The 26,440-nt window shown below is 60.1% G+C and carries 26 protein-coding genes and 1 riboswitch; of the genes, 7 read left to right on the forward strand and 19 right to left on the reverse strand.

Features of this window, described 5'->3' with window-relative positions; translation table 11 throughout:
- Positions 1-8 precede the first annotated feature (8 nt).
- On the reverse strand, positions 9-728 hold the full coding sequence (locus ACQUSW_RS08710; RefSeq protein WP_428931910.1) for a YflT domain-containing protein: 720 nt from the start codon (positions 726-728) through the stop codon (positions 9-11).
- Positions 729-918: 190 nt separating this feature from the next.
- Here ACQUSW_RS08710 and ACQUSW_RS08715 point away from each other — a divergent pair, with 190 nt between their 5' ends.
- Entirely contained in the window at positions 919-2,082 is a 1,164-nt protein-coding gene (locus tag ACQUSW_RS08715; protein ID WP_428931911.1) for an Mrp/NBP35 family ATP-binding protein, read from the forward strand.
- A 36-nt stretch (positions 2,083-2,118) separates the two neighbouring features.
- Here ACQUSW_RS08715 and ACQUSW_RS08720 read toward each other — a convergent pair whose 3' ends face one another.
- Positions 2,119-2,553: a twin-arginine translocase TatA/TatE family subunit gene (locus ACQUSW_RS08720; protein ID WP_428931912.1), complete on the reverse strand. Its 435-nt coding sequence runs from the start codon at positions 2,551-2,553 to the stop codon at positions 2,119-2,121.
- A 99-nt stretch (positions 2,554-2,652) separates the two neighbouring features.
- Between ACQUSW_RS08720 and ACQUSW_RS08725 the strand changes: the two genes are divergently transcribed.
- Positions 2,653-3,291, forward strand: a complete 639-nt coding sequence (locus ACQUSW_RS08725; RefSeq protein ID WP_428931913.1) for an O-methyltransferase — start codon at positions 2,653-2,655, stop codon at positions 3,289-3,291.
- Between the two features lie 85 nt (positions 3,292-3,376).
- Here the strand turns inward: ACQUSW_RS08725 and ACQUSW_RS08730 are convergent, their stop codons facing one another.
- The 8 genes from ACQUSW_RS08730 to typA form a co-directional block, all read right to left on the reverse strand.
- Positions 3,377-3,550 carry a DUF3117 domain-containing protein gene (locus ACQUSW_RS08730; protein ID WP_179430231.1) on the reverse strand — a complete coding sequence of 58 codons (174 nt, stop codon included), beginning with the start codon at positions 3,548-3,550 and terminating at the stop codon, positions 3,377-3,379.
- A 154-nt stretch (positions 3,551-3,704) separates the two neighbouring features.
- Positions 3,705-4,901, reverse strand: coding sequence for a hypothetical protein (locus ACQUSW_RS08735; protein WP_428931914.1), 1,197 nt, complete (start codon positions 4,899-4,901; stop codon positions 3,705-3,707).
- 3 nt (positions 4,902-4,904) lie between these two features.
- Positions 4,905-6,200: a citrate synthase gene (locus ACQUSW_RS08740; RefSeq protein ID WP_428931915.1), complete on the reverse strand. Its 1,296-nt coding sequence runs from the start codon at positions 6,198-6,200 to the stop codon at positions 4,905-4,907.
- Positions 6,201-6,402: 202 nt separating this feature from the next.
- Complete coding sequence (gene fdxA, locus ACQUSW_RS08745; protein ID WP_428931916.1) at positions 6,403-6,726, reverse strand: ferredoxin; 324 nt, start codon at positions 6,724-6,726, stop codon at positions 6,403-6,405.
- Between the two features lie 9 nt (positions 6,727-6,735).
- Positions 6,736-7,125 (reverse strand): histidinol dehydrogenase, encoded by a 390-nt coding sequence (locus tag ACQUSW_RS08750; protein WP_428931917.1) that lies wholly within the window; start codon positions 7,123-7,125, stop codon positions 6,736-6,738.
- Between the two features lie 9 nt (positions 7,126-7,134).
- The gene (locus tag ACQUSW_RS08755) at positions 7,135-7,449 is read right to left on the reverse strand and encodes an AzlD domain-containing protein (protein WP_428931918.1); all 315 of its coding nucleotides are present in this window, start codon (positions 7,447-7,449) and stop codon (positions 7,135-7,137) included.
- The gene (locus ACQUSW_RS08760) at positions 7,446-8,174 is read right to left on the reverse strand and encodes an AzlC family ABC transporter permease (RefSeq protein ID WP_428931919.1); all 729 of its coding nucleotides are present in this window, start codon (positions 8,172-8,174) and stop codon (positions 7,446-7,448) included. The genes ACQUSW_RS08755 and ACQUSW_RS08760 overlap by 4 nt, the downstream gene beginning before the upstream one ends.
- Before the next feature lie 63 nt (positions 8,175-8,237).
- Entirely contained in the window at positions 8,238-10,151 is a 1,914-nt protein-coding gene (gene typA, locus ACQUSW_RS08765; RefSeq protein ID WP_428931920.1) for a translational GTPase TypA, read from the reverse strand.
- Between the two features lie 106 nt (positions 10,152-10,257).
- Here typA and ACQUSW_RS08770 point away from each other — a divergent pair, with 106 nt between their 5' ends.
- A complete protein-coding gene (locus tag ACQUSW_RS08770; RefSeq protein WP_428931921.1) occupies positions 10,258-11,049 on the forward strand; it encodes a CPBP family intramembrane glutamic endopeptidase in 792 nt (263 codons plus the stop codon).
- A gap of 17 nt (positions 11,050-11,066) precedes the next feature.
- Here ACQUSW_RS08770 and ACQUSW_RS08775 read toward each other — a convergent pair whose 3' ends face one another.
- From ACQUSW_RS08775 to ACQUSW_RS08815, 9 genes are all read right to left on the reverse strand, one after another.
- Complete coding sequence (locus tag ACQUSW_RS08775) at positions 11,067-11,633, reverse strand: PH domain-containing protein (RefSeq protein WP_428931922.1); 567 nt, start codon at positions 11,631-11,633, stop codon at positions 11,067-11,069.
- 134 nt (positions 11,634-11,767) lie between these two features.
- The gene (gcvP, locus tag ACQUSW_RS08780; protein ID WP_428932258.1) at positions 11,768-14,602 is read right to left on the reverse strand and encodes an aminomethyl-transferring glycine dehydrogenase; all 2,835 of its coding nucleotides are present in this window, start codon (positions 14,600-14,602) and stop codon (positions 11,768-11,770) included.
- A gap of 71 nt (positions 14,603-14,673) precedes the next feature.
- Positions 14,674-15,057: a glycine cleavage system protein GcvH gene (gene gcvH / locus ACQUSW_RS08785; protein WP_428931923.1), complete on the reverse strand. Its 384-nt coding sequence runs from the start codon at positions 15,055-15,057 to the stop codon at positions 14,674-14,676.
- Positions 15,054-16,160 (reverse strand): glycine cleavage system aminomethyltransferase GcvT, encoded by a 1,107-nt coding sequence (gcvT, locus tag ACQUSW_RS08790; protein WP_428931924.1) that lies wholly within the window; start codon positions 16,158-16,160, stop codon positions 15,054-15,056. Before gcvT ends, gcvH begins: the two co-directional genes overlap by 4 nt.
- Before the next feature lie 156 nt (positions 16,161-16,316).
- A riboswitch (glycine riboswitch) is annotated at positions 16,317-16,408 on the reverse strand.
- A 105-nt stretch (positions 16,409-16,513) separates the two neighbouring features.
- Positions 16,514-17,344: an ABC transporter ATP-binding protein gene (locus ACQUSW_RS08795; protein WP_428932259.1), complete on the reverse strand. Its 831-nt coding sequence runs from the start codon at positions 17,342-17,344 to the stop codon at positions 16,514-16,516.
- A gap of 17 nt (positions 17,345-17,361) precedes the next feature.
- Entirely contained in the window at positions 17,362-18,231 is an 870-nt protein-coding gene (locus ACQUSW_RS08800; RefSeq protein WP_428931925.1) for an ABC transporter ATP-binding protein, read from the reverse strand.
- Positions 18,228-19,295: an ABC transporter permease gene (locus ACQUSW_RS08805; protein ID WP_428931926.1), complete on the reverse strand. Its 1,068-nt coding sequence runs from the start codon at positions 19,293-19,295 to the stop codon at positions 18,228-18,230. The genes ACQUSW_RS08800 and ACQUSW_RS08805 overlap by 4 nt, the downstream gene beginning before the upstream one ends.
- Complete coding sequence (locus ACQUSW_RS08810; RefSeq protein WP_428931927.1) at positions 19,288-20,283, reverse strand: ABC transporter permease; 996 nt, start codon at positions 20,281-20,283, stop codon at positions 19,288-19,290. The genes ACQUSW_RS08805 and ACQUSW_RS08810 overlap by 8 nt, the downstream gene beginning before the upstream one ends.
- A gap of 50 nt (positions 20,284-20,333) precedes the next feature.
- Positions 20,334-22,034 (reverse strand): ABC transporter substrate-binding protein, encoded by a 1,701-nt coding sequence (locus ACQUSW_RS08815; protein WP_428931928.1) that lies wholly within the window; start codon positions 22,032-22,034, stop codon positions 20,334-20,336.
- Between the two features lie 287 nt (positions 22,035-22,321).
- On the opposite strand from ACQUSW_RS08815, the gene ACQUSW_RS08820 reads away from it, so the two are divergent.
- From ACQUSW_RS08820 to ACQUSW_RS08835, 4 genes are read left to right on the forward strand one after another with little or no spacing between them, the layout of a single operon-like run.
- Positions 22,322-23,050, forward strand: coding sequence for an NUDIX hydrolase (locus ACQUSW_RS08820; RefSeq protein WP_428931929.1), 729 nt, complete (start codon positions 22,322-22,324; stop codon positions 23,048-23,050).
- Complete coding sequence (gene nadA / locus ACQUSW_RS08825) at positions 23,047-24,360, forward strand: quinolinate synthase NadA (protein ID WP_428931930.1); 1,314 nt, start codon at positions 23,047-23,049, stop codon at positions 24,358-24,360. Before ACQUSW_RS08820 ends, nadA begins: the two co-directional genes overlap by 4 nt.
- On the forward strand, positions 24,360-25,211 hold the full coding sequence (gene nadC / locus ACQUSW_RS08830; RefSeq protein WP_428931931.1) for a carboxylating nicotinate-nucleotide diphosphorylase: 852 nt from the start codon (positions 24,360-24,362) through the stop codon (positions 25,209-25,211). The genes nadA and nadC overlap by 1 nt, the downstream gene beginning before the upstream one ends.
- Positions 25,211-26,413 carry a cysteine desulfurase family protein gene (locus ACQUSW_RS08835; protein ID WP_428931932.1) on the forward strand — a complete coding sequence of 401 codons (1,203 nt, stop codon included), beginning with the start codon at positions 25,211-25,213 and terminating at the stop codon, positions 26,411-26,413. Before nadC ends, ACQUSW_RS08835 begins: the two co-directional genes overlap by 1 nt.
- Positions 26,414-26,440 lie beyond the last annotated feature (27 nt).

The following is a 26,440-nucleotide window of genomic DNA, read 5'->3' on the forward strand; positions in this document are numbered from 1 at the left end:
GCGGAGAGCTACGGCTTTTCGCCCTCGCCGCTTTCTGCGTCCTGCGATGCCTCAGAGCCAGGCTCTACTCCTGTGGGCTCGGCTCCTACGGGCTCTGCGCCTGCGGGCGTCGTAGAGCTAGGCTCGACGGGTGGTGTCGCGGGATGTGTGGGAGGAGGCTGCGGAAAGGTCTGGTCACTGGCAGGCTGGTGCTGCGGAAGTCGTTCGCCGTACTGCGGAGGCTCATTCCAGTTGACCGGGGTCGGTGCGGGGCGTGCAGCCGCTGCCGCCGCACCCAGAGCCTGACGAGCAGAAGTCAGCGATGATGGCAAGACTTTGACCTCGTAGTGGTCGGCTGCCAACTGCGTCACACTGGCATAGTCGCGACGACGGCGAACAATGGCGTACGAAATAAGGCTGAGAATCATGCCCATGGCGATGCCGACAAACAGCACTCCGACGAACACCTGCATCTGGGCGTCGGGATTACCCAAGACAAAAATCGCGGCGAGCAAGAGACCGATGAGAATACCGTTGATAGCACCCGAGCGCGCGGCTGTAGCGTAGCCAAGCTTGCCTGTTACTCGTTCAATCGTGCGCACGCCAATACCAACGATGGTGATTTCTCGAGCAGGAACCTCATGCTCAATGAGTTGCGACACGATCTTTTGAGCAGCCTCGTACTCGCGCACCTCGGCGACGGTCTGGCCTACTTCGCCGATGCTGCCCATTCGGTTCTGCATACTCATGCTTCTATTGTCCCATGCTGGTTTGTCGATAAGGCAAAGATTCACCGCGATCACCCAGGCACAGACGCCCCAGAGTTCACACTTCTCGCGGTCGGTCGGCGCCGCGGCGATACGCTGGGTATATCGACCTGTCACGCGCTCGACGGCACACCCGCCACGCCGCGCACACTCGTCGTAGGAGGTCTGACCCATGCATGCATCCACTACACCCGGCGCAGCAGCCGTACGCACAGCAGTCGGTTCTGTCATGGATCCAGAACTGCGTCGCCCTATCGGAGAACTCGACATGGTGCATCGGGCCGATGTGTACGGCACCACGGCCCAGGTCACCGTAGCCCTGACAATTGTGGGGTGTCCGGCAGCACGCCATATTGAAGATGAGGTTCGTGCCGCGGCATCCGGAGTCATCGGTGTTACCGACGTCGAGCTAGAAATGACCGTGATGACGCCGGAACAGAGGCAGGCCCTGACCGAAAAGCTTCGCGCCGGCCGCCCCGCACGTACTCCCGCGTTCGGCCCCGACACCCTCACCCGAATTATTGCTGTGACCAGCGGAAAGGGCGGCGTCGGAAAGTCGTCGATCACGGCGAACCTGGCTGTCGCGCTGGCTGCCCGTGGTCGCCGCGTCGGGCTGATTGACGCCGATGTGCATGGCTTTTCGATACCGGCACTTCTCGGGCTGGTGGATGAGAACGGTCATGCACCGAACCCCACCCGCATTGATGACCTCATGCTTCCTCCTGTCGGATACGACGTAAAAACAATTTCCATCGGCATGTTTCTTCGCGAGGGAGACAACGTTGTCGCCTGGCGCGGCCCGATGCTGCACCGCACCCTGCAGCAGTTTCTCACCGATGTTCACTTTGGTGACCTCGATGTACTCCTGATCGATATGCCGCCGGGCACGGGAGACATTGCCATATCCATGGGTCAGCTTGTGCCCCATGCCGAGGTGCTGGTTGTCACCACTCCGCAGACGGCGGCATCCGACGTCGCCATTCGTAGCGGGCTCGTGGCCCGCCAGACAGGCCAGCGTATTCTCGGCGTCGTCGAAAACATGTCGGCCATGGTGCTGCCCGACGGCACGACCCTCGACCTCTTTGGCGAGGGAGGAGGTCACGTCGTTGCCGAACAGTTGAGCACTCCCGACAATCCCGTACCCCTCATGGCCTCGATTCCGCTCGACCCCGCGCTGCGCCAGGGTGGCGACACAGGCGTACCGCTGGTGCGTTCACACCCCGATAACCCGACAGCGGCCGCCATCATCGCCCTGGCCGCTCAGCTCGACTCGCAGGGACGCAACCTCGTTCAGCGCCATCTGCCGATTGCCGTCCATAACGGTCGCGCCGGCTAAACGCTGCTGCATGGCCCGAGCGTGATACAGCCGGCGTCAGGTCGCTTCGCTGTCGAAGGGTGGCGGCTCTTCGGCCGAAAAAATCATTGGTTCGGATGCTGCTGCCGGCGGCGCACCCAGAGTAGCGAGCCCAGCAACCCCCGCGGCACCGGCAGCACCGAGTGCCGGGGCCGATAGCCCCCCAGCCGGTGGGTTTGTTGGGCGCCGAGGTGGTGAGTCGTCGAGTAGTGCATCGCGAATGATGCGGCGCGGGTCATACTGGCGCGGATCAAGCTTGCGCCAGTCTTCTTGGTTCAGCTCAGAACCAAACTCTTCTTTCATGCGGTCTTTCGCACCACGCATGTAGTCAGCCGCACTTTTTACGAAGCGTGCAAACTTCTCTGCCACCGCGGGAAGGCGCTCAGGACCCACGATGACAGCCGCGATCACACCGATGACCAGAAGCTTTTCGAACGTGAGACCAAAGAACATGTCTCCAGGCTACCGCCGCGCCTGCCATCTGCACACATTGGGGGGCTTTACGCTAGAAGAAAGTGTCGTAACCGGCCCCGCTAGCGGAGGAGTCTCGTTGTGAGCGAGCATGATGCGAACGCACGCTATGTGCGTGAAGCGACGGTAGAGCCCGTAGCGTTTGCGCGGGCGCGCGCCCACGCAGTAGAACTGGGTGCCGCCCCCATTAGTGCGGAATTAGGGGCACACTGCTCTATTTTGGCTGCTGCCATGGATGCCCGCTCCATCGTCGAAATCGGCACAGGAGCAGGTGTCTCTGGCCTGTGGCTGTTACGGGGGGCTCCCCGAGCGATCCTGACATCAATGGATAAAGAACCCGAGCACCTTGCGGCAGCCCGCGCGGCCTTCGTCGACGCCAAGGTGGCTCCCACGCGCACGCGCTTGATTACCGGGCGCGCGACCGAAGTTTTGCCGCGCATGAACGATGCGGCGTACGACATCGTTTTCGTCGACGCCGACGCCGAGAACGTTATTGACTACGTTGGTCACGGGCTCCGGCTCGTTCGGCCCGGCGGACTCGTGCTCATCCCCCGCATACTCGCCAACGGGCGAACGGCAGACCCCGTACAGCGCGACGAAACGACCCGCGCCTATCGCTCTCTTGTGCATGAGACTCAGCAGTCTGCGGCTGTGCTCGCTTCTGTTGTTCCTGTAGGCGAAGGGCTGCTGCAGCTCATCAGCCGCACACCCACCGATTAGACGACTCTGCGGGGCCATAGAAGCCGAAAGGGCGGATGCATCAGCATCCGCCCTTCTCATAATTCGCAGTTTCTGCTACGGGAACTCAGGCTGCGTCGACGACGGCTCCGAGCACGTCGTGAAGCTCCTTCGCCTCGGCATCGTTGACGGATACGACCAGTCGGCCGCCGCCTTCAAGGGGAACCCGAACGATAATCAGTCGCCCCTCCTTCACGGCCTCCATCGGCCCGTCTCCGGTTCTCGGCTTCATCGCTGCCATCGCGGCGCTCCTTTTCCTCGGTGGTCCTGAGTCAAGTTTACCGGTACTCCAGCGATTGTGCCGCGAGCCTGCCACACAATGACATGCACTCACAGCCAGAGGCCCTTAAAAACCCCCGCGCGCGGGCGAGCAGTCGCGTCGCATTTACCTCGTATTAAGGGACTCGCCAGAAGGTGTTGCCCAGTGCATACATGTTCCAGATCCACAGCCACTGTGCGGCCACCACGATCACGAGCATCGTGATTCGCCACGTGCGTGAACGATCAACGACGACTGCGCCCCACAACGGCGTCAGAGGAAAAAGCAAGCGAAGCGTACTGGACTGTGGGTAGAACACCGCAAAAATATACAGCGCATAACTCGCACTCCACAGCCGCGTCTCCACGCCGAGAGCACGCACGCGGCGTGGAAGAAACAACAGCGCGGCCGTGCCTATGAACAGCCCTATAACAACTACCGCGCCCAGCCACGGCGGTAGCCCCCACAGGCTCAACCAGAACCGTGCAGCCATGAACCAGCCCTCAAAGGGAAAGAACGCCTGCGGCTCGGTATGGCTCCAGTTGCGTCGCCACGACAGCTCCGTGAGCAGATAAGCATCCGGGGTTCCTGTCACAACCCCGGCGATCACAGGCCAGGCAAAACCCAGCACCGTTGCCAACCCTGCCGCTGCAACCAGGTGAACGATAGTCGACCGTAAAAGTGGATCTTTGTGACGCTGAAACCAGCGCACAACGCCATACAGCCCAAGAAACAGTGCAAAAGCCAAGATCCCGGGCCGAGTAAAAGCCAGCACCGGAATAACGAGATAGAGCCACCACCATCGACGCCGCTGCACAGCCCACAGCCCCACCAGCAACAACAACAGCCCCAGAGACTCGGCATAGCCCACCTGGAACAGAGCAGCCAGTGGCCCGCTACTGACCAGCACGACCGTCCATAGCGCAGCACGAGAGCCAATCGTGGGCAGCATGAGACGGTACAGCATGAGCATCGCCGCATACCCGGCAGCAAAAGAAATCAGGAAAGCACCGGCACCCCAGCTACCAACGACCGCGCCCAGCATCTTGGCCAGCCACGCAAAGACGGGCAAAAATGCCCAGGCGTTTTCTGTCACGCGCCCATTGGGCAGAGTGGGCAGTTCCGTCGGATATCCATTCACGGCCACCCACCAGTACCACTGCGCATCCCATCCGACAATAAAGTCGGCAAGCGATGCATCCGGTCCGAAACGGGTGCCCTCGACCGCAAACACCGTCGCCGCGACCATCATCAGGGTGGTGACGATACGGGCCAACACATACACCAGACCGATACGCACAGCGATCGGCCAGTGGCCCAGCTTTGTGCTCAACGGTTAGCGCGCAGGAAACTGTCGCTCAGCGGGCCCCGTGTAGAGCTGCTGCGGACGGCCAATCTTCGTCTGCGGGTCAAGTTGCAGTTCGCGCCACTGCGCCAGCCATCCGGGAAGACGACCGATGGCAAACAAGACCGTAAACATCCGCGTGGGAAAACCCATCGCCTTGTAAATAACCCCGGTATAAAAGTCAACGTTGGGGTACAGGCGCCGCTCTTGGAAATACTCGTCGGCAAGAGCAATTTCTTCAAGCTCCTTCGCGAGATCAAGGAGCGGATCGCTCACGCCGAGAGAGGCAAGCACCTCATCGGCTGCTTCTTTCACGAGCTTGGCACGCGGGTCGTAGTTCTTATAAACCCGGTGACCAAAGCCCATCAGCTTCACGCCGTCTTCTTTGTTCTTCACGCGTTCGACAAACCGCGAAACGCTCTGCCCCGACTCACGAATCTGGCCGAGCATGGTGAGCACGGCCTCATTCGCACCGCCATGCAGGGGGCCGGACAGCGCATGAATACCCGCCGAAATCGAAGCAAACTGGTTGGCTCCTGTCGAGCCCACCAGACGTACGGTCGACGTCGACGCGTTCTGCTCATGGTCTTCGTGCAGAATAAGCAGCAGTTCCAAGGCCCGAGACATCACGGGGTTCACCTCGTACGGCTCACTTAAAACACCAAAGTTCAGCTTGAGAAAGTTATCAACAAAGCTCAGTGAGTTGTCGGGGTACAAAAATGCTTGCCCGATGCTCTTCTTGTGAGCGTAGGCGGCGATTACCGGCAGTTTGGCCAGCATGCGAATGGTATTAAGTTCTACATGCTCAGGGTTGTGCGGGTCGGACTGCTTTTCGTAGTACGTCGACAGTGCCGCAACCGCCGATGACAGCACCGACATCGGGTGAGCCGTGTGTGGCAGAGCCGAGAAGAAGTGTTTGAGGTCTTCGTGCAGCAGAGTATGACGGCGGATGCGCTCGTCAAATTCGCCCAGTTCGTCGGCGGTAGGCAGCTCACCGTAAATGAGCAACCATGCGACCTCGAGGTAACTGCAGTTCTTCGCGATCTGGTCGATGGGATAACCGCGATATCGCAAAATACCTTCGTCGCCGTCAATGAAGGTGATGTCTGACCGCGTCGATGCAGTGTTGACAAAGCCGTAGTCGAGGGCTGTGTGACCGGTCTGTCGGGTGAGCGTCGAGAAATCGATGCTGCTGCGTCCGTCAGTGCTCTCTAGCACCGGGAATTCCGCTGTCGTGTCACCGATCGTCAAGCTCGCCGTCGTGGGGCGATCTCCCGCTGCGCTCACGCATTCCTCCTGGTTGTGCTCTTGCGAGGGTATTCGTCTGTGGCGATCCGCGGCGCGGTCCCGGCCCGGGGCGGCCGAATCGCCCTTACAGCCTAGTCAACGCCACAGCCCACTGTGGAACCAGCTAAGGATAAGCGCATTTCTTTGACGAATCGCACTGATCTTGCCCGTTGTCCTCGCTGCTGCGCATTCGGCAAAAATGTCAACTGTCTCCCTGCGGAGGAAGTGCCTTGACGACATCGTGGTCCTGGTGAATAACACCGACCTTGGCCGCTCCACCAGGCGAACCGATCTCATCAAAGAACTCAACATTGGCGCGATAGTAGTCCTGCCACTCGTCGGGCAGATCATCTTCGTAATAGATCGCCTCCACCGGGCACACCGGTTCGCACGCGCCACAGTCCACACACTCATCGGGGTGGATATACAGCATCCGGTCGCCTTCATAAATGCAGTCCACCGGACACTCGTCGACGCAGGCGCGATCTTTCACATCAACGCAGGGCAAAGCGATCACGTATGTCACGCCTTCAGTCTACGCCCGGTTCGAGGTGTCGTCCTTCGTGTTCAGTCGCGACAGGTCGGGCCACGCCGCAATTGTCACAACAACCGCGGCCACAACAACCCCCCACGCGCGCCCCCACAGGGTGTCGGCGACCAGGATTGAGCCACCTGGACCTTTGCCCGAGAGCAGCACAACGGCAACAAAAATGCCCAGACCTGCCGCAACACACGCCCAGCGATCAGCCACCAGCATGCGAACAGCGAGCATAAGACCGGCCAGCGCTATTGTTCCGAGTACCATTCCGACCGGAAAAAATCCCCACAAGATACCGTGCGCCACCGTGCTGGCAACACCAAAAAACGCGCCGATAGCGGCAACAATCAGCCATGCCACCGCACGAAGCCACCATGAATCTTGCACGGTCACAGCCTACGCTGCCCACCCGGCAAGGCGCAGGACAGCAGCGATAACGGCCGCGGCAACAACAACCACGAGGAACGACTGCCGCATCCACAGCAGCACCGCGGCTACCAGCACGGCCGGCACGCGTGCATCGATGACGACCGCTTCACCCACGGCGAGTGTTTGTACCGCGACGAGTGCCGACAGCAGAGCGACCGTCAGCAAATCGGATATGCGTGCCGGGCGCGGCGCCTCCAGCACGCGCGGTGGCACAAGATAGCCCAGCCCCTTGAGAGCAAAACAAATAATGCCCGCCAGCAGCACACCGTTCCACAGCGTCATAGCTCCTGCTCCTGCTCCTGCTCCTGCATCTGCACCGCGCGCGGTGAAAACCAGTTCATCCAGCCGACGACGACCGCAACGAGCGCTGCAACGAGCACCGGCATCCCCGGCATGAGTGCCGGTGTGAGTGCAGCCGCGACCACGGCGGCCGCCACACCAACCACAATCGCTTGACGCTGACGCAGCCGTGGCCACAACAGCGCGAGAAATGCTGACGCAGCCGCCGCATCAAGGCCATAGGCCTTGGGGTCTCCCAACAGGTCACCCAGCATTGCACCGGCAAACGTCGTTATATTCCACCCCACGAATATTCCGATACCGGTGAGCCAAAATCCGATGAGCTGCGCCCGACGCTCGCGCTGGGCCAGGGCCACGGCGGTCGATTCGTCAATCGTGAAATGCGCCGCCGCAAGCCGCCGTAGCGCACCCGGACCAATCAGTGCCGACAGACGCATGCCATATGCGGCATTACGCACGCCGAGGAGAGCCGACGACGCAATCGCCGCAGGAATTGCCGCGAGCCCACCCGCACCGAGCACCCCAATAAAAGCAAATTGTGAGCCGCCCGTGAACATCAGCAGACTCAGCACGCATGCCTGCCACACATCGAGACCGGATGCCACGGCGAGCGCTCCGAACGATATTCCATAGGCGCTCGTGGCAATCACCACGGCGAGCGCCTCTTTTCGCGCTACGCGACGCTGCGCGAGGGAGTCGTCGTGCATTCCGCCGTCCTTTGACGAAACTGTGCCGGATGCTGGCGTATGACCGCCGCTGATCTGTTCAGATTAGGCGTTGGCGTCTTGCCGCTTCAAGCGAGCAGTTTCGCGTGCACGCACCGTGTGATCGAGAATTACCTTACGGATACGAATGATCTCGGGTGTAACTTCGACACATTCGTCTTCGCGTGCCCACTCCAGGCTCTCTTCGAGCGAAAGTTGGCGGGGCGGAGTCAGCTTCTCGAGTTCGTCGGCGTTGGCCGAACGCATGTTGGTGAGCTTCTTCTCTTTTGTAATGTTGACGTCCATGTCGTCGGCGCGCGAGTTTTCGCCCACGACCATGCCCTCGTAAACCTCTTCTGTCGGGTTGACAAAGAAGGTCATGCGTTCCTGCAGGGCCAGCATGGCAAAGGGGGTGACAACACCGGCGCGATCAGCAACGATTGAGCCCGATGAGCGGGCAACAATGTGCCCGGCCCAGTCGTCGTATCCGGCAGAGATTGCGTTAGCGACCCCTGTTCCGCGCGTGACTGACATGAACTCGGTGCGGAAACCGATGAGCCCGCGTGAGGGCACGACAAACTCCATGCGCACCCAGCCCGTGCCATGGTTTGTCATGGCTTCCATGCGACCTTTTCGCGCGGCCAGCAGCTGCGTAATCGACCCCAAGTATTCCTCGGGCGCGTCAATCGTGAGCTGTTCGAACGGTTCCTGCACTTTTCCGTCGTCGCTGCGGCGCGTCACCACCTGGGGTTTGCCCACGGTAAGTTCGAAGCCTTCTCGGCGCATGTTTTCGACGAGGATGGCAAGGGCTAGTTCGCCACGGCCCTGCACTTCCCATGCATCCGGGCGCCCGATATCGAGCACCTTGAGCGAGACGTTACCGATCAGTTCGCGGTCGAGGCGATCTTTCACCATGCGCGCGGTCAATTTGTGGCCCTTGACCTTACCCGCCAAGGGTGACGTGTTGGTCCCGACCGTCATCGAGATTGCGGGGTCATCCACCCGGATGGCGGGCAGCGGACGGATGTCTTCAGGGTCGGCGATAGTTTCACCAATCGTAATCTGATCAATACCGGCGATAGCAACAATGTCGCCGGGGCCCGCCGATTCTGCCGGCACGCGGTCGAGTGCCTGGGTGACGAGCAGTTCAGAAATACGGGCGTTGGCATGCGAACCATCGTGGCGCACCCACGCTACGGTCTGTCCCTTACGCAGGGTGCCGTTAAAGATACGCAGCAGCGCTAGGCGGCCCAGAAAAGGAGATGAGTCGAGGTTGGTCACCCACGCCTGCAGCGGTGCTTCATCGTCGTAGCTCGGGGCCGGCACGTGCTCAAGAATCGCGGCAAACAGCGGCTCGAGATCGGGGTTGTCGGGTAGCTGCCCGTTTTCTGGGCGATTACGCGAGGCAGCCCCATTGCGGCCCGAAGCATAGACGACGGGTACATCCAGCAGCGCATCAACATCGAGATCAGGAATGTCGGCCACAAGGTCGGAGGCGAGCCCGAGCAGCAGATCTTGTGCTTCTGATTCCACGTGCGCAATACGGGCATCCGGACGATCAGTCTTGTTGACCAGCAGAATGACCGGCAGCTTTGCCTCGAGCGCTTTGCGCAGCACGAAACGAGTCTGCGGCAACGGTCCCTCGCTGGAGTCCACCAGCAGCACAACACCGTCGACCATCGACAGCGCGCGCTCAACCTCACCACCGAAGTCGGCGTGCCCCGGAGTGTCGACGACGTTGATCGTCACCGGACCATCGCTGTGCTCACCGTTATAGGTGATGGCGGTGTTTTTCGCCAGGATGGTGATGCCCTTTTCACGTTCCAGGTCACCCGAGTCCATCGCACGGTCTTCGACGTGAGCATGCTCACCAAAAGACCCGGTCTGACGAAGCATCGCGTCAACGAGCGTAGTTTTGCCGTGATCAACGTGAGCGATGATGGCAACGTTACGAAGATCAGGACGAAGGGCGTGCGCCATAGAGGTTTCCTCATGAAGTGGGTGTAAACGCCGGGAAGCCGACATTTCAGAATAACGCACAGCATCCGGATGCTAGCTGGTAGCCGCGCAACACTACGCTGACACTATGCCCCATCAGTCTGTTTCGCCCGCCCGCACCATGTCGCGCACACGGATCGCGGCCGAAATCACGATTGTTCTGGCGCTGGGCCTGGGGCAGTCGGCAGTGTACGCGGTTGTGCAGCTGGCCTATCGAATAACGGCCGAAACGCCGCTCGGCGATCAAACAGCAGTGCTTAATCCTTCACGCAGTGATCGCGAAGTCTTCGACCTGATCTATCAGCTGCTCGGTATCGGGTTTTCTCTCGTTCCCGTAGCACTGGTGTGCTTCTTGGTGTGGAACACGGCGCGCCCGCGCCTGCAAGCGCTGGGGCTTGATGGTCGTCGCTATGGCCGTGACAGCGTGGTCGGAATCGGGCTCGTTGCTGCCATCGGTATTCCCGGGCTCGGACTGTATGTGCTGGGCCGACTGGGAGGCCTCTTTGTTGCTGTTGATCCGGGGGCAGCATCGCAACACTGGTGGAGCATTCCTGTTCTGTTGCTCTCTGCCCTGCGCGCATCGCTGCAAGAAGAGGTGGTGGTGCTCGGTTACCTGTTTTATCGTCTGCGCCAGTGCGGTTGGTCGCCCGCCCTCATCGTCATTGCCACGAGCATTCTGCGGGCCAGCTACCACCTGTACCAGGGTCCGGGTGCCTTCGTGGGAAATCTGGCGATGGGGCTACTCTTTGGCATTATCTATGCGCGCACGGGTCGGCTCATGCCGTTCTTGGTTGCTCACTTTGTGATCGATGCGATCGCTTTTGTGGGCTACCCGTGGGCAGCGCATCAGTGGCCGGCACTCTTTGGTCTTCCTGGTTAGCGGGGCCTCCGGGCGAGCTACATCGTGAGCAGTATGGCGATGCCTGCCCACACGGCGATGCCGCCGATGATCCCGAGTGCGCGGGTATCCCATCCCCGGCGCACAGGAGCATCTGCGTCGGGGCCCGACGCGTCTTCCCACAGCGCACGAATCTCACTGAATTCACGCAGTCCTGCCGGTAACGAGGGCTCTTTTGCATCTTTTGACGCGCGGGGCTGGTTCATGCGTGCCCGCATGGGCCCACCCATACACGCCACTCGCGTGTCGTCAAGAAAAACAACCTCGAGCTGCCAGTGCATGTCTAGTTCGTCGACCTGGTTCCACCCCGCAGTGGTGTACCGCAAAAAGTTGCGCACATAGATTCCCGAACGGTTAGCGCGCACGATCGATGCCGTCGTGAGTTCATAAATAATCCACAGAGCTAAGAGAACCCATGGTGCGAGCAGCAGCATGGTGCCCCAGCTATCGCGCACGACCGCATCACCGAGCAAAAAAATGGCGAGGAGCCCGGCACCAATCATGGTGACGATGCCCGAAGTGGCACGGTAGGTCACAGCTTTATCAGCAGTGGATTCATCGGCCACGGCGGCACACCTTTCACTGGGCACTTTTTACTCGATACGGGCGACGATCAGCGTAGCTGCCACGCGCGCAGACCGGATGCCCCGCAGCACACACAGTACAGCGGGGCATCCGGTTGTTTCATTATGCCAATAGCCTACGAGGCAAACGCATCGATGGGTGGGCACGCGCACATGAGGTTGCGGTCGCCGTATGCCTGGTCGATGCGGCGCACAGGGGGCCAGTATTTTGTGGCCACGAGAGAGTCGACCGGGTAGACGGCTTCTTCTCGGCTGTACGGGTGTTCCCATGTGGTGGCTGTGGCACTGGCCGCCGTGTGGGGTGCGTTGACGAGCGGGTTGTCGTCGGCAGGATATGTTCCGGATGCCACGGCCTCGGCCTCGCGCCGAATGCCGACCATTGCCTCGATAAAGCGGTCGATTTCGGCGAGGTCTTCTGACTCCGTCGGTTCTACCATGAGTGTTCCCGGTACCGGGAATGACATGGTGGGCGCATGGAAGCCGTAGTCGATAAGACGCTTGGCGACGTCATCGACCGTGATTCCTGTTTCTTCGCGCAGCGGACGCAGGTCGAGGATGCACTCGTGAGCGACCCGACCCTGCTCCCCCGTGTACAGCACGGGATAGTGTTCGCGCAGTCGCTCGGCAATATAGTTCGCCGAGAGCACGGCAGCGGCTGTCGACTGCCGCAAGCCATCTAGCCCCATCATCCGCACGTACGCCCACGAAATCGGCAGCACTCCGGCCGAGCCATACGGCGCAGCAGATACTGCTCCGCCACGGAACACGTATCCGCCTGCATGTTCAGCGCTCTGTGCTCCCGGGTGGCCGGGCAAGAACTCTGCCAGGTGCGCTTTTGCGGCTACCGGGCCCACGCCGGGGCCGCCGCCGCCGTGAGGAATCGCGAATGTTTTGTGCAGGTTGAGGTGCGAAACATCGCCACCCAACTCGCCAAATCGGGCAAAACCCATGAGCGCGTTGAGGTTTGCTCCGTCAACATACACCTGACCGCCGGCGTCGTGCACGGCCGCGGTAATTTCTACTACCTGCTCTTCGTAGACTCCGTGCGTCGACGGGTAAGTGATCATGAGCGCCGACAGTGTTTCGGCATGCTGCTCAATCTTTGCTCGCAGGTCGTCAACATCAACATTGCCCTGGTCATCACAGGCAACAACAACCACTTTCATGCCGGCCAGTACTGCTGAGGCGGCATTGGTTCCGTGTGCCGAAGACGGAATAAGACACACGGTGCGCTGCTGGTCACCGCGCGAAAGGTGGTAGCCGCGAATAGCCAGTAGCCCGGCAAGTTCTCCCTGCGAACCAGCATTGGGCTGCAGCGACACGGCGTCGTAACCGGTGATATCTGCGAGCCACGATTCCAGCTGTTTGATGAGTTCCAGTGAACCCGCCACGTCGTCGGCGGGAGCAAAAGGATGCAGCTGCGCGAACTCCGGCCAGGTGATCGCAGCCATCTCGGTGGCAGCGTTGAGTTTCATGGTGCATGAACCCAGCGGAATCATTCCACGATCGAGCGCATAGTCACGATCCGCGAGCTGCTTGAGATAGCGCATCATGGCTGTCTCGGAGTGGTAAGAGTGAAATACCGGATGCGTCAAATAGTCATCGGTACGCTCGAGCGGCTTTGGGATCGCCCGTTCGGCCCCCGCAACAAAAGCAAAAGCGTGCGCGTCGCGGTCGGTAAACAGAGCGCTCACGCTGTTGAGCTCACCGATCGTGGTGGTCTCATCGACCGAGATACCCACCGTGTCGGCGTCGACGTAGCGCAGCAGAATACCGAACTGCTCTCGCGCCTGAGCGACAATTTTTTCTGCGGCATCCGGCACTCGCACCTGCACGGTGTCAAAGTAACGATCGTGCACAACGTCTACCCCGTCGGCCCGCAGCCAGCCAGCAAAAAGCGCGGCTTTTCGCGCGATACTGTCGGCAATGTGTCGGAGCCCTTCGGGCCCGTGATAAACGGCGTACATTGCCGCCATGACGGCCAACAGCACCTGTGCCGTGCAAATATTCGACGTCGCTTTTTCGCGCCGAATATGCTGTTCGCGTGTTTGCAGTGCCAGTCGGTATGCGGGGCGGCCTTCGGCGTCAACCGAAACACCCACGAGGCGTCCCGGCAGCTGACGTTCGAGCCCCTTACGCACGGCCATGTATCCGGCGTGGGGGCCACCAAAGCCCATCGGCACACCAAAGCGCTGCGTTGTGCCAACAGCAACATCGGCGCCGAGAGAGCCGGGTGAGCGAAGCAGTGTCAGCGCCAGCAGGTCAGCGGCAACGATGGCCAGCCCGCCCATGGCATGAACCGCCTCGATAGCGGCACTCGGGTCAGTAATGCGGCCCGAGGCTCCCGGGTACTGAATAAATGCGCCAAAGGCTTCTTCGGGTAGCTCTTCTCCCCCACCCAGATCGCATTCGACAAGCTCGATATCGAGCGCGGCGGCGCGCGTGGCGAGAACAGCCTTCGTCTGGGGCAAAGCATCGCTATCTACCACGAACACGTTCGATTTCACCCGAACTGCGCGCCGGGCCAGGAGCATTGCCTCCGCCACGGCGGTGGACTCATCCAGCATCGACGCATTCGCTGTCGTGAGGCCAGTGAGGTCACTCACCATAGTCTGAAAGTTGATGAGTGCTTCGAGGCGACCCTGCGAAATTTCTGGCTGATACGGCGTGTAGGCCGTGTACCACGAGGGGTTTTCGAGCACATTGCGTTGAATCACACTCGGTGTCACGGTGCCGTAATATCCAAGCCCGATCATGGAGCGATGCACAATGTTGGCGGATGCCAGGGCACGCAGTTCATCCAGCGCTTCAGCTTCGGTGGCTGCGGCTGGAATTCTGCTTTCGGATGCGGCCTGTTCAGCATCGGTGTAGATCGAGGCGGGTACCGCCTGCCGCATGAGGGTCTCTCGCGCGTCAGCAGTCTCGGGGTCGATGCCAAGGGCCTCGAGCATGGTGCTCTGGGTTGCTGGCGTAGTGCCGATGTGGCGATCAGCGAAAGAGGAACGTGTCTGTGTCACGAACGTCACGCCTCCGTGATCGCAACGTAGGCGGCACGGTCGAGAAGTCCTTCTGTGGCCCCTGCTGCCACGCTGACCTTCATGAGCCATCCGCTCTCGAAGGGTTCTGCATTCACAAGCGAAGGGTCATCGACCACGGCATCGTTAATCTCAATGATCGTGCCGTGGACCGGAGCGTAGAGCTCGGCGACAGATTTGGTGGATTCGATTTCGCCAATAACCGTGTTCGCCGCGATTTCTGTACCCACTTCGGGCAGTTCGACAAAGACGACATCGCCGAGTTTTTCTGCAGCAAAGTCGGTGATGCCGATGGTTGCCGTGGTGCCGGCGTCATCGAGCGCGATCCATTCGTGCTCATCGCTGTAGAGGAGCGTGGTGAGGTCGGTCATTTTTTCCTCCGATAAAAGGGAAGGGTGGTGATGGTTGCGGGAATTGCTTTACCGCGGATGTCAATAAATAGCGCTGTGTCTGGTGCGGCGTGGGCCGGATCGACCATCGCCATCGCGATGGGATAACCGAGGGTGGGGCTCAGGACGCCACTGGTGATTTCACCGACGGTTGTGCCTTCGGCGTCGAGAATTGCGTAACCGGCGCGGCCGGCACGACGACCTTCTGCTGTAAGACCGACAAGTACGCGGGCTCCAGCATCCGGTGTCACCGCGTCTTTGCCAATAAACAAGTCTTTATCGGCGGCAACGGTGCGTTCAAGCCGAGCCTGCGCGGGACGAATTGTACGAGAAAGTTCGTGTCCGTACAGTGGCATACCGGCTTCAAGACGCAGAGTGTCACGTGCGGCGAGCCCGGATGCAACAAGCCCGAGCGGTGCACCCGTAGCAAGCAGTTCGCGCCAGAGAGCACGAGCACCGGCGGTGGGGATGAGCAGCTCGAAACCGTCTTCGCCGGTGTAGCCCGTGCGCGCGATGATGACATCGTGTCCCTGGAACGTGCCGCTCGACCACGCGTAGTATCGCTGTTCATTCCACGGTGTGCTGAGGTCACCTATCGACTCGGTGGCACGCATGATTTCTTCGGCGCGGGGCCCCTGAATAGCGATGAGGGCATAAGCGTCGGAGTGATCGGTGACGGTGACGTCGAAGTTCTCGGCGCGAGCGGGTAGTGCTTGTGCGACGGCGTCGTGGTTCCCGGCGTTAGAAATAATGAGGTAGCTGTTTTCGGCCATACGGTAGGCGATCACGTCGTCGATAACGCCGCCGTCTTCGGCGAGGAGGAGTGAGTATTTGGCGCGGCCGACACTCATTGTCGACAGGCGTCCGCCGAGCGCATAGTCGAGGTACTCGGATGCCTGTGGCCCTTCGACCGTGAACTCTGCCATGTGTGAGATGTCGAAGAGTCCTGCTGCTTCGCGCACCGCGTGGTGTTCGGCGAGATCGGAGGTGTAGCGCACGGGCATGAGCCAGCCACCGAAGTCGGTAAAGCTTGCTCCCAGCTCTTCATGCTCGGGATAGAGCACTGTTGTGCGTAGTTCGGTCATCGAGTTCTCCGTGTTTATCAAACGAATAACCGCGGGGTGCGGTTGTTGAGAACTCCCCCTCTGTCATGAGCCTGAGAGTTTCGCCCAGAGGGGCTTTCACCGTCGGCGGACCCGCGCGTGATGCCGTGAATGCGAAGGGTCACTTTTCAGAGTGGCCCGACCTGTACGGTGCGCTGTACCTGAGAGATTGGCGGGGAGGCTTGCTCCTTCGGTGCCCGGTTGTACCGGGGCTCTCCCGCACAGGTGTGAGGGCCCTTTGTGAACTTGTGTGCCTCAGTCTAACTGTTTGCGCAGAAAAAGGTTCCGCCCGCGCACCTCAGGGCTGGTACGCGGGCGGGGTCTGGTGCCGGATGCTACGCTCCAGCGAGTTCGTGACGCACCTGGTCGCGCAGCTGCCCCATGTTTTCTGGTTCGGGTGCTGCCTCGAGCAGGGTCTTGGTGTAGTCGTGTTGTGGGTTGAGGATCACTTCGTCGGAGGGCCCGCGCTCGACAACGTCTCCGTGATAGAGCACCATGATTTCGTCGCTGAAGTGTCGTGCGGTTGCCAGGTCGTGCGTGATGTAGAGCACGCCCAGGTTGTCTTCGCGTTGCAGGTCAGCCAACAGGTTGAGCACGCCCAGTCGGATCGATACGTCGAGCATCGATACGGGCTCGTCGGCAACGATAAAGCGGGCTCCGGGTGCGAGTGCGCGTGCAATAGCGACGCGCTGTCGCTGGCCGCCGGAAAGCTCGTGCGGGCGCCTATCGGCGAAGTTCTCGGCGGGTGTCAGCCTCACGCGCTCGAGAAGTTCCAGTGCGCGCTGGCGGACCTGTGCTTTATTGAGTTCCGGATGGTGGATGCGCAGGGGCCGTTCGAGGTGATGAAAAATGGTGTGGAACGGGTTGAGTGAGGCAAAGGGGTCTTGGAAGACCATCTGCACTTCGGAACGGTAATCGGCGAGCGCTTTCCCGCGTGTACCACTGAGGGCGCCATTGATGTGGATTTCGCCCGAAGTGGGAGTCTCCAGCTTCATGAGCATGCGCGCGATGGTGGATTTACCCGAGCCGGATTCGCCGACGAGCGCGATGGTTTTTCCGGCTTCGATCGTGAAAGAGACATCTTTCACGGCCTGCAGGGTGCTGGTTTTGAGGCCCGACCGCAGAGTGAAGTTTTTAACAAGGTTGCGTGCTTCCAGCGTGGGCACGGCAGGTGCTGTTTCGGTCATCGCACGACCTCCTGGCTCGTCTGGTTACCCACGCGAACAAAGTCGCCGCGTTCGCCTCGTAGGCTCGGGAAGCTTGACAGTAGTTTTTGTGTGTACTCGTGTTGCGGGTTGCGATAGATCTCTTCGGAGGTGCCTTCTTCGACGATGCGGCCCTGCAGCATCACGGCAATGCGGTCAGAGATTTCTATCAGCATGGGGAGGTCGTGCGTGATAAAAATCACAGCGAATCCGAGCTTTTCACGCAGTCGCATGATTTCGCGGATGATCCCGCGCTGCACGACAACATCAAGTGCCGTTGTGGGTTCGTCCATGATCATGACTTGGGGGTCAAGCGCAAGCGCCATCGCGATCATCATTCGCTGGCGCATGCCGCCGGAAAGCTCGTGAGGAAAGCTGGTGAGCCGGTTCGGGTCAACGCCGACCAGACGCAACAGGTCTTCTGCACGCTCTCGCTTTTCAACCCGGCTCATACCGGGACGGTGTGTGTCGAAGATGTCGTATATTTGTGATTTGACGCTGATAACAGGGTTAAGCGAGTTCATCGCGCCCTGGAACACCATCGAGATTTTGTCCCAGCGGAAAGCACGGAGCGATTCGTCGCTGAGCTCAACAACGTTGATGTCGGTGCCGTTGCGGTCGTGGAAGACCACTTCGCCCGAGGTCATGAGTGCCGGGGCTTTGAGCAGACGGTTGAGGCCGTATGCCAGCGTCGTTTTTCCGCATCCGGATTCTCCGGCGAGGCCCAGAATTTCGCCGCGGTTGAGCGTGAGCGTCACGTCGCGAACGGCACGAACGGGCGGATCTACCTGGTATTCGATGGAGACATTGCGTGCAGAAAGTACGGGTTCGGGTGTTGTCGCGCTCACGCCTCGACTCCCTTCGTCTTGGCAGCCTGACGTACGCGGCGTGCGGCTTCAGGAGCATTGCGCAGTTTGGGGTTAATAATCTCGTCGATGGCGAAGTTGATCAGCGCCAAACCGCAGCCGAGCATGGCGATCATGATGCCGGGGGGAACAAACCACCACCAGGCGCCGGTACCGAGTGCCTGGCCCGACTGAGCGTCGTTGAGGATCGTGCCCCAGGTGATGCCGTCTGTTGGTCCGAGACCCAGGTACGACAGGCCTGCCTCGCCGAGGATGGCGAAGATCAACGCGAAAAGGAACTGTGCTGTCAACAGTGGCAGCAGGTTAGGCATGATTTCGACGAGGATGATGCGGAAAGATTTTTCGCCAGCCACCCGCGATGCATAGACGTAGTCCCGCGTGCGAAGAGAGCGTGTTTGCAGCCGCAAAACGTATGCGGCTCCGGCCCACGAGGTAATACCTAGCACCATTGCAACAAGCAGTGCGCTTCGTGTCGACGCAAATGCCGCGATGACCATGACGAGCGGCAGTCCGGGAATCACGATCATGATGTTGGTCACAAGGGCAAGGATGTCTTCGCGGACACCGCCGAGGTAGCCGGCGAGCACACCAAAAATCAACGACAAAACAATCGCGATTCCGCCAGCGACTAGTCCCACCATGAGCGAGCCTCGCGCACCTGTCGCCAGCTGCGCGAGCACGTCGTAGCCCAGTTTGGTAGTGCCGAGGATGTGGTCGCTGCTGGGCGGGAGGAGGGGTGCGTTACCCGAGAAGCGCGGGTTCTGAGTAAAGAACGGTGCGATGATCGCGAACAGTACGGTGGCACCGACGAGGATGAGACCGACAAGAAACTTGCCGTTCAACGTTGGCAGTAGGGCGCGGATTCCGCCTCGAGACTTCGCTTTCGACGTCGCCAACACTGTGGTGTTGGGCGCTTCGGCCGAGGGCGCATCTTTGGCAATGAGGTTTGTGGCAGTCGTGGTGGGCTGACTCACGTCAGCCGCTTCACGCGGGGTACTTTCGACGTTCTCTGTCGACGGTTCGGTGATGTTCTCGGTATTAGACATTCTGACGCGCCCTCGGGTCGACGAATCCATAGATCAGGTCCATGAAGAAGTTAGCGGCAAGCACGGCGAGTGTAATCACGAGGAAGACGCCCTGCATCAGTGCGTAGTCATTGCTCAGCACTGCTTGATACATCAGTTTGCCGAGCCCCGGATAGGTGAATACCTGTTCCATCACAATCGAGCCGGCAACCACAAAACCTAGTGTGATCGAGAAGCCCGCTATCGAAGGAATTGCAGCGTTACGGGCAGCATAGGTGGTCGCGATTCGGCGGGGGCGCAGACCCTTAGCCTCGGCCGTGAGGATGTAGTCCTCAGCCAGAGTCGAGACCATCATGTTGCGCATGCCGAATAGCCAGCCACCGACCGAGCTCAAGACAATTGTGATTGCCGGCAGGATGGCGTGCCGAATCGCATCGGAAACGAACTTCCAGCTGGGTTCTGGCCCTCGCGGGAAGTCAAAGACGTTGTAGCCGCCGAAGATGGGGAACCATCCAAAACCGACCGCGAAGATGGCAACAAGAATGAGAGCGAGCCAGAAGTAGGGAATGGACTGGAGAACGGTCGTGGCCGGGATGATGTGGTCAACCCACGTACCACGCTTCCAGCCGGCCCATGCTCCAAGAACAACACCGAGAATAAACGAGATCACGGTTGCCGTTCCCACAAGAATGATGGTCCACGGCATAGCTGCGCCGATGAGATCGGCAACCGGGGTGGGGAACTTGGTAACGGAGACGCCCAGGTCACCCTGGAACATGCGCCCCCAGTATCCGAAGTACTGCTCCCAGAGAGGAGCATCATCGTCACCAAGAAGTAGCTTGATGTTGCGGATGGTGGTTTCTGATACTTCACCGCCCGCACGCTGCATCTTGGCAATCATGATGTCAGCCGGATTCCCCGGCATAAGCCGGGGAAGCAGGAAGTTAAGAGAGATCGTCGCCCATAGCGTGACCGCGTAGAACGTGATCCTTCGTAGATAAAACTTCATGTCAACGAATCCTGATCTTCCTGCTTCCCCGACTGGATATGGTTATGCGATTAGTTCGCAGGCTTCAGCTGAGTAAGGATGTAACCTGCCGAACCCGAACCCCATGACGGCGGGAAGGCGTACAGGTCATCCTCGGTCGGCCAGCCCGTGAAGTCCTTCGCATTGTAGAACGTCTGGGTTGCGTTGATCACCAGCGGGATGTACGGAAGGTCACGAACGATTTCGCTCTGGATGGTGCCGTAGAGCTCTTTCTTGGTTGCTTCGTCGTCTGTTGCCGAAGCAGCCAGGATCGCATCGTCAACAACGGGGTTGCTGTAACGGCTGAAGTTCCAGCGACCTGCGGGAACCTCTTCGCCCACCTTGGCGGTCGACTGAACCTTTTCGCCACCGATCCAGTCACGGTAGATCTGGAAGGGGTCAGCAACCGAAGTACCGACAACGCCGCCCATGATGAGTTCGTACTCACCGGTCTGGCGGCCGTCAGAGAACTCGTTCCACTGAACGGTCGAAGCGTTGACCTTGATACCGGCCTCCGCGGCCTGCTCAGCGATCAGCTTGCCGGCGTCGTTGTAGTCGGTCCAACCATCGACCGAAACCATGTCGAGCTCAAGCGTCTTGCCGTCTTTCGCGTAGAAGCCGTCGCTGCCCTTGGCATAGCCTGCTTCTTCAAGAATCTTGCCAGCGGCAGCTGCATCAGCTGACTGCGGGCTGATCTTGTTTGCTTCGTCGGCAACCCAGCGCTCGTCACGAGGAATCAGCGCAAATGTCGGCGAGATTTCACCGGTCAGGCCAACGAATGCCTTCTCGTTGATCGTGGCGCGGTCAATCGCAACGTTCAGTGCCTGGCGCACAGCAACATCGGTCTGTGCACCAACACAGCCGAGGTCTGCGTTCGAGCAGGTGTAAAGAACGGTCGGGTCTTGCGGCGTGTTCAACCACTCGATCTTGCCGTTACCGGTCACTGACTCGGGGTTCGGAATGAACATACCGGCCCAGTCGAGTTCACCGGCTGCCAGCAGGTCTTGCGCGGTCTGGTTGTTGTCGACAGCAATGTACTGAACGGTCTTAACACCGAGCGAGTCAGCATCGCGGAAGTTTTCGTTGGCGACCAGTGTGTACGACTCGCTCGTAACGTTATCGACGACGTACGCACCCGAGCCGACAGGTTCTTCGTTGGCGATCTCGGTGAAGTTGTCGATGTCTTTCCAGACGTGCTCGGGAAGAACCCACGTGGCACCCAAACGCTGGAAGGCGTTGGTGAACTGCGGGGTTTCGTAGGTGAGCACAACGGTCGTGTCGTCGGTAGCCTCAGCCGAAACAAGACCCTGACCCTCGGGGTTGTTGCCCTCGTACTGGAAGGTAAAGGCAACGTCGGCCGCGGTGAGTGGCTCGCCGTCCGACCACTTCTGGTCACCCTTGATCTTCACGGTGATGACGGTGCCGTCTTCGTTGAACTCGTAGGAGTCGCCGACGAGGCCGACGGGATCGGTGTCTGCCGTCTTGTTGAAGACGAACAGCGTCTCGTAGATGGGCCCGAGCGCACCGTGAAGAACGGTGGGTGCGTAGGGGTTGAAGTTGGCGGTGATCGGTGTCTGGCTACCGGCCCACACGCGCAGTGCACGTGAGTCGTCGCCACCCTTGTCGTCGCCAGAAGGCGAGTTATCGCCCGTTGCACAACCGGTCAGGCCCAGAGCGAGGATGCTCGCTCCAGCTGCTGCGGTCAGCGCGATGCGCTTGACGTTACGCGTCATTTCTTGGTTTTCCTCTCGGTGCTGCATTGCAGGAGGGGGAATCTCCCCGTTGAGGCAGACCCCGGATGGGGTTTGTTAGGACAGCAACCTAACAAACTCCTAGGCCGCGAACAAGTCGCACACAGTAACGGTGGATAACAATTCGGAATCGGTGCGGAAACACGCGGAATATTCGCTCCACAACCGCTCACTGTCAACAGTAAGTCACCACGTTTCAACTCACCGAAACACCCCGATGTGCACATCGGGTAGAGATGACACTAAGATCGACTCGGGAGGTTAAAGTCATGCAGACACAAACTGAGAATGCCGACGATATTCGCGTTGCTGTCTCGACCGTCATTCTGACGGTGCAACGCACGACTTCCTCCTCCGCGCCCGTTTTGTCACTACCCCTCGTGCGCCGCACACGCGAACCTTTTTACGACCAGTGGGCGCTCCCCGGTGGGTGGCTGAACGCACATGAAAACCTCGAAGATGCGGCTGCTCGTACACTACGAGAAACCACGGGCCTTGCCCCCAGCTATCTCGAACAGCTCTATGCCTTCGGAGCAGTACGCCGCTCCCCCACGCGCGTCATTTCCGTCGTGTACTGGGCACTCGTGCAGGCCGACGCCGTTGCCGAAACGACGGCTACGCTCCATCATCAGCACGATCAAGAAAACGTCGCGTGGTTTTCCGCCGCACAGCTACCAGCACTTGCGTTCGACCACGCCGACATCATCGACTACGCGCTATGGCGCCTACGCAACAAGGTCGGGTATAGTCGCGTGGCTCACGGCTTTTTGCCGCCAGAATTTACGCTCGCCGACCTGCGTGAAACCTATGAATCGATTTTGGGTAAACACCTGGATCCTGCCAATTTTCGACGCCAGGTAGAGGCATCCGGCTCACTCATTCCCACCGATAAGTTTCGCACCGGCGCCCACCGTCCCGCCCGCCTGTACCGCCATAACTCGACCGTTGAACTCGCCGATAAAGGCCCGCTCACCCCCGAGGAGACAAAAACCCCATGACCGCGCACAAACTTGCCGATCCTGTTGTTCGTGAAGCCTCTGTTGACCGCATTATTCAAGCGATCCAGCAGGGTGCAGAAGGCTCGACCTGCGACTCAGATCTAGCGGAATCACCCTGGAATTTTGATTCCACACCGGGTTACGGACCCGGAGCATCCATCGGCGATGTTATTCCCACGGGCGCACCGCGCCAGGGAGAACTGCCCCGCGAATACCGCGACGCCTCAGAAGAAGAGCTGCACGAGCGCATCACGGCAGCACGCAGCACGCTGGGTGACCGTCTGGTGATTCTTGGGCACTTTTATCAGCGCGACGAGGTCGTGCGTCACGCCGACTATGTGGGCGATTCGTTTCAGCTTGCTCAGGCTGCCAAGCAGCATCCGGATGCCGAAGCCATTGTTTTTTGTGGTGTGCACTTTATGGCAGAAACCGCCGACCTGCTTTCGCAGCCCGAACAAAAAGTAATTCTGCCGAACCTGGCTGCCGGCTGTTCGATGGCCGATATGGCATCGATTGATCAGGTCGAAGAGTGTTGGGAACAGCTAGAAGAAATCTATGGCGATCTGAGCGCCCCGGATGCCGCCGGAAAAGTGCCTGTTGTGCCTGTGACGTATATGAACTCCTCAGCAGCCATTAAGGGATTCGTCGGTCGCCACGGAGGCATCGTGTGCACCTCGTCGAACGCTCACACCGTGCTGGAATGGGCGCTGGAACGCGGGCACCGCGTGCTATTTTTTCCTGATCAACACCTGGGCCGCAACACTGCCAAGGCCATGGGCATCAGCGTCGATCACATGCCGCTGTGGAACCCCATGCTGCCGCTGGGAGGAACAACGGCCGAAGCACTCGAGACTGCGCGCGTGATTCTGTGGCACGGTTTCTGCTCGGTACACCGCCGCTTCAGTGTGAAACAGATTGAGCAGGCACGGGCTGAACACGACAACGTGCGTGTCATTGTGCATCCGGAATGTCCCGCCGATGTTGTTGACGCCGCCGACGAATCAGGGTCGACCTCCTATATCCGTCGTGCAATCGAAGAAGCCACCGAGCCGACAACCTTTGCTATCGGAACCGAAATTAACCTCGTGCGCCGCCTCGCCGCACACAACCCGCAGCACACAATTTTTTGCCTCGACCCCGTGGTGTGCCCGTGCTCGACGATGTATCGCATTCACCCCGGCTATCTGGCATGGGTGCTCGAAGAGCTTATTGCTGGCCGCACCGTCAACCGCATTGAGGTACCGGATGCTGTTGCAGACCCCGCCCGCCTCGCGCTCGAGCGCATGCTTGCTGCACGCCCGACAGTCTGATGCTCACCGCTCGCACCGTGCAGCGCGTTGTTGCTGCAGCTCTCGAAGAAGACGCCCCGTGGGGCGACCTCACCAGCACCGCGTTTCTCCCCCAAGAAACACAGGGTACGGCACAGTTGATTGCTCGCGAAGCCGGGACCCTGGCAGGCACCGACATTGTTGATGCGGCATTTTTACAAACGGATGGCCGTATTCGCGTGCAGTGGCATGCGCATGACGGCGACCGTTTTACGGTGCAGCAGACTCTTGCGACCATCAGTGGGCCAGCCCGCGGCATTGTCACGGCCGAAAGGGTGGCGCTGAACTTTTTACAAAGAATGAGCGGCGTTGCCACCCTGACCTCAGCGTTCGTGGATGCCGTGGCGGGAACAGGCGTGCGCATTGCCGACAGCCGCAAAACAACACCGGGGCTGCGAGCGCTCGATCGCCACGCCGTGCGATGCGGGGGCGGCCATAACCACCGCTACTCGCTTTCAGATGCAGTGATGGTAAAAGACAATCATCTGGCTCTCGCCATGAGGGCGGGCCTCAGTGTCTCGGCTGCGCTGCGAGCGGCGCGCGAAAGGCTACCGCATACGACGCACGTGGTGGTCGAGGTTGATCGTATCGATCAGATCGACGAGGTTCTTGCCGGCGGCGCCGACACTATCTTGCTCGATAACTTTTCGCCCGAGCAGCTGCGTGAGGCCGTGGCTGCTATTAACGGGCGGGCCGTGTGTGAGGCATCCGGTGGTGTAACGCTCGATACCGTGGCCGATATTTCTCGTACGGGAGTCTCGGTGATCTCGGTCGGGGCGCTGACACATTCGGCGCGTGCTCTCGACATTGGCCTTGATGTGGTCGTGGAATAGTGCTGTATCTCGATCACGCTGCGACGTCTCCTGTTCGACCCGAGGTTCTCGAAGCTATGACCCCGTATTTGGCCGGGGGTTTTCGTGGCGTGTTCGGCAATCCTTCGAGTCATCACACGGTGGGTGAAGCAGCAGCGCGTGCTCTCGACGATGCCCGCGCGCGCGTGGCGGCTATCGTGGGCATGCGCACGAACGATGTCGTGTTTACTTCGGGTGGTACCGAGGCCAATAACCTCGCGGTCAAGGGCGTGACACTAGCTGCCCTCGCACAGGGCCGCAATCATGTTGTTATTAGTCAGGTTGAACACGAATCGATTCACGAGGCTGCCGCGTATCTCGAGCGATTTCATGGCACACAGGTCACCCGCGTGGGCGTTGACGAGCAGGGTCGAGTGTGCCCGGATGCTGTTGCCCAGGCGTGCACTTCAGAGACGGCGCTGGTGTCGTTAGCGCACGCAAATAATGAGATCGGCACAGTGCAGCCGGTCGCCGATATTGTGCGGCTGGTGCGCGAACACCGTATTCCGGGGGACAGTAACATTCCGGGGCACAGTGACATTCCTGTGCACATCGACGCTGTGCAGTCGGCCGGATGGCTGCCGCTGGCCGGGCTCGGCGCCGATGCGGTGTCTCTGGCCGGGCACAAACTGGGTGCGCCAAAGGGTATCGGGGTGCTGGCAGTACGCGGGCGCATTCCTCTCGAACCGTTGCTCCATGGCGGCGGGCAGGAGCGTGGTAAACGTTCGGGAACAGAGAATGTTGCGGCTGCCGTGGGTTTTGCCACCGCGCTCGAGTGTGCCGAGGCGGAGCGTGCCGAGGTGGTACGACAGTCGACAGAAGCGACAGCAGCATTTATTCGCGCCGTGCTCGACCGAGTTCCGTGTGCTGCACTCACGGGGTCGGCGGCGATGGACGACCCCCAGCAGCGGTTGCCGTCGATCGCGAGTTTCACGTTTTCGGAAGTCAGTGGCGAGGCGGTGCTTCTCGAACTTGAGCGCCGCGGAATTGTCACCTCGAGCGGTTCGGCGTGCGCGGCGGGCAGTGATGACCCATCTCCAGTTTTGTTGGCGTGCGGTATCGAGCCGCGAACTGCACAAACGTCGGTACGTTTTGCGTTTGGGCGTACTCCCCTGCCCCCGGATGCCGCAGAGCAGCTTGCGCTCGTGGTGGCAGAGTCGGTCGCTGCCGTAACGCACCCCTAACGCTGCGAGACGCCTGCGATGCGACGG

This window comes from Microbacterium luticellae (assembly GCF_050408645.1).
GTDB lineage: Bacteria > Actinomycetota > Actinomycetes > Actinomycetales > Microbacteriaceae > Microbacterium.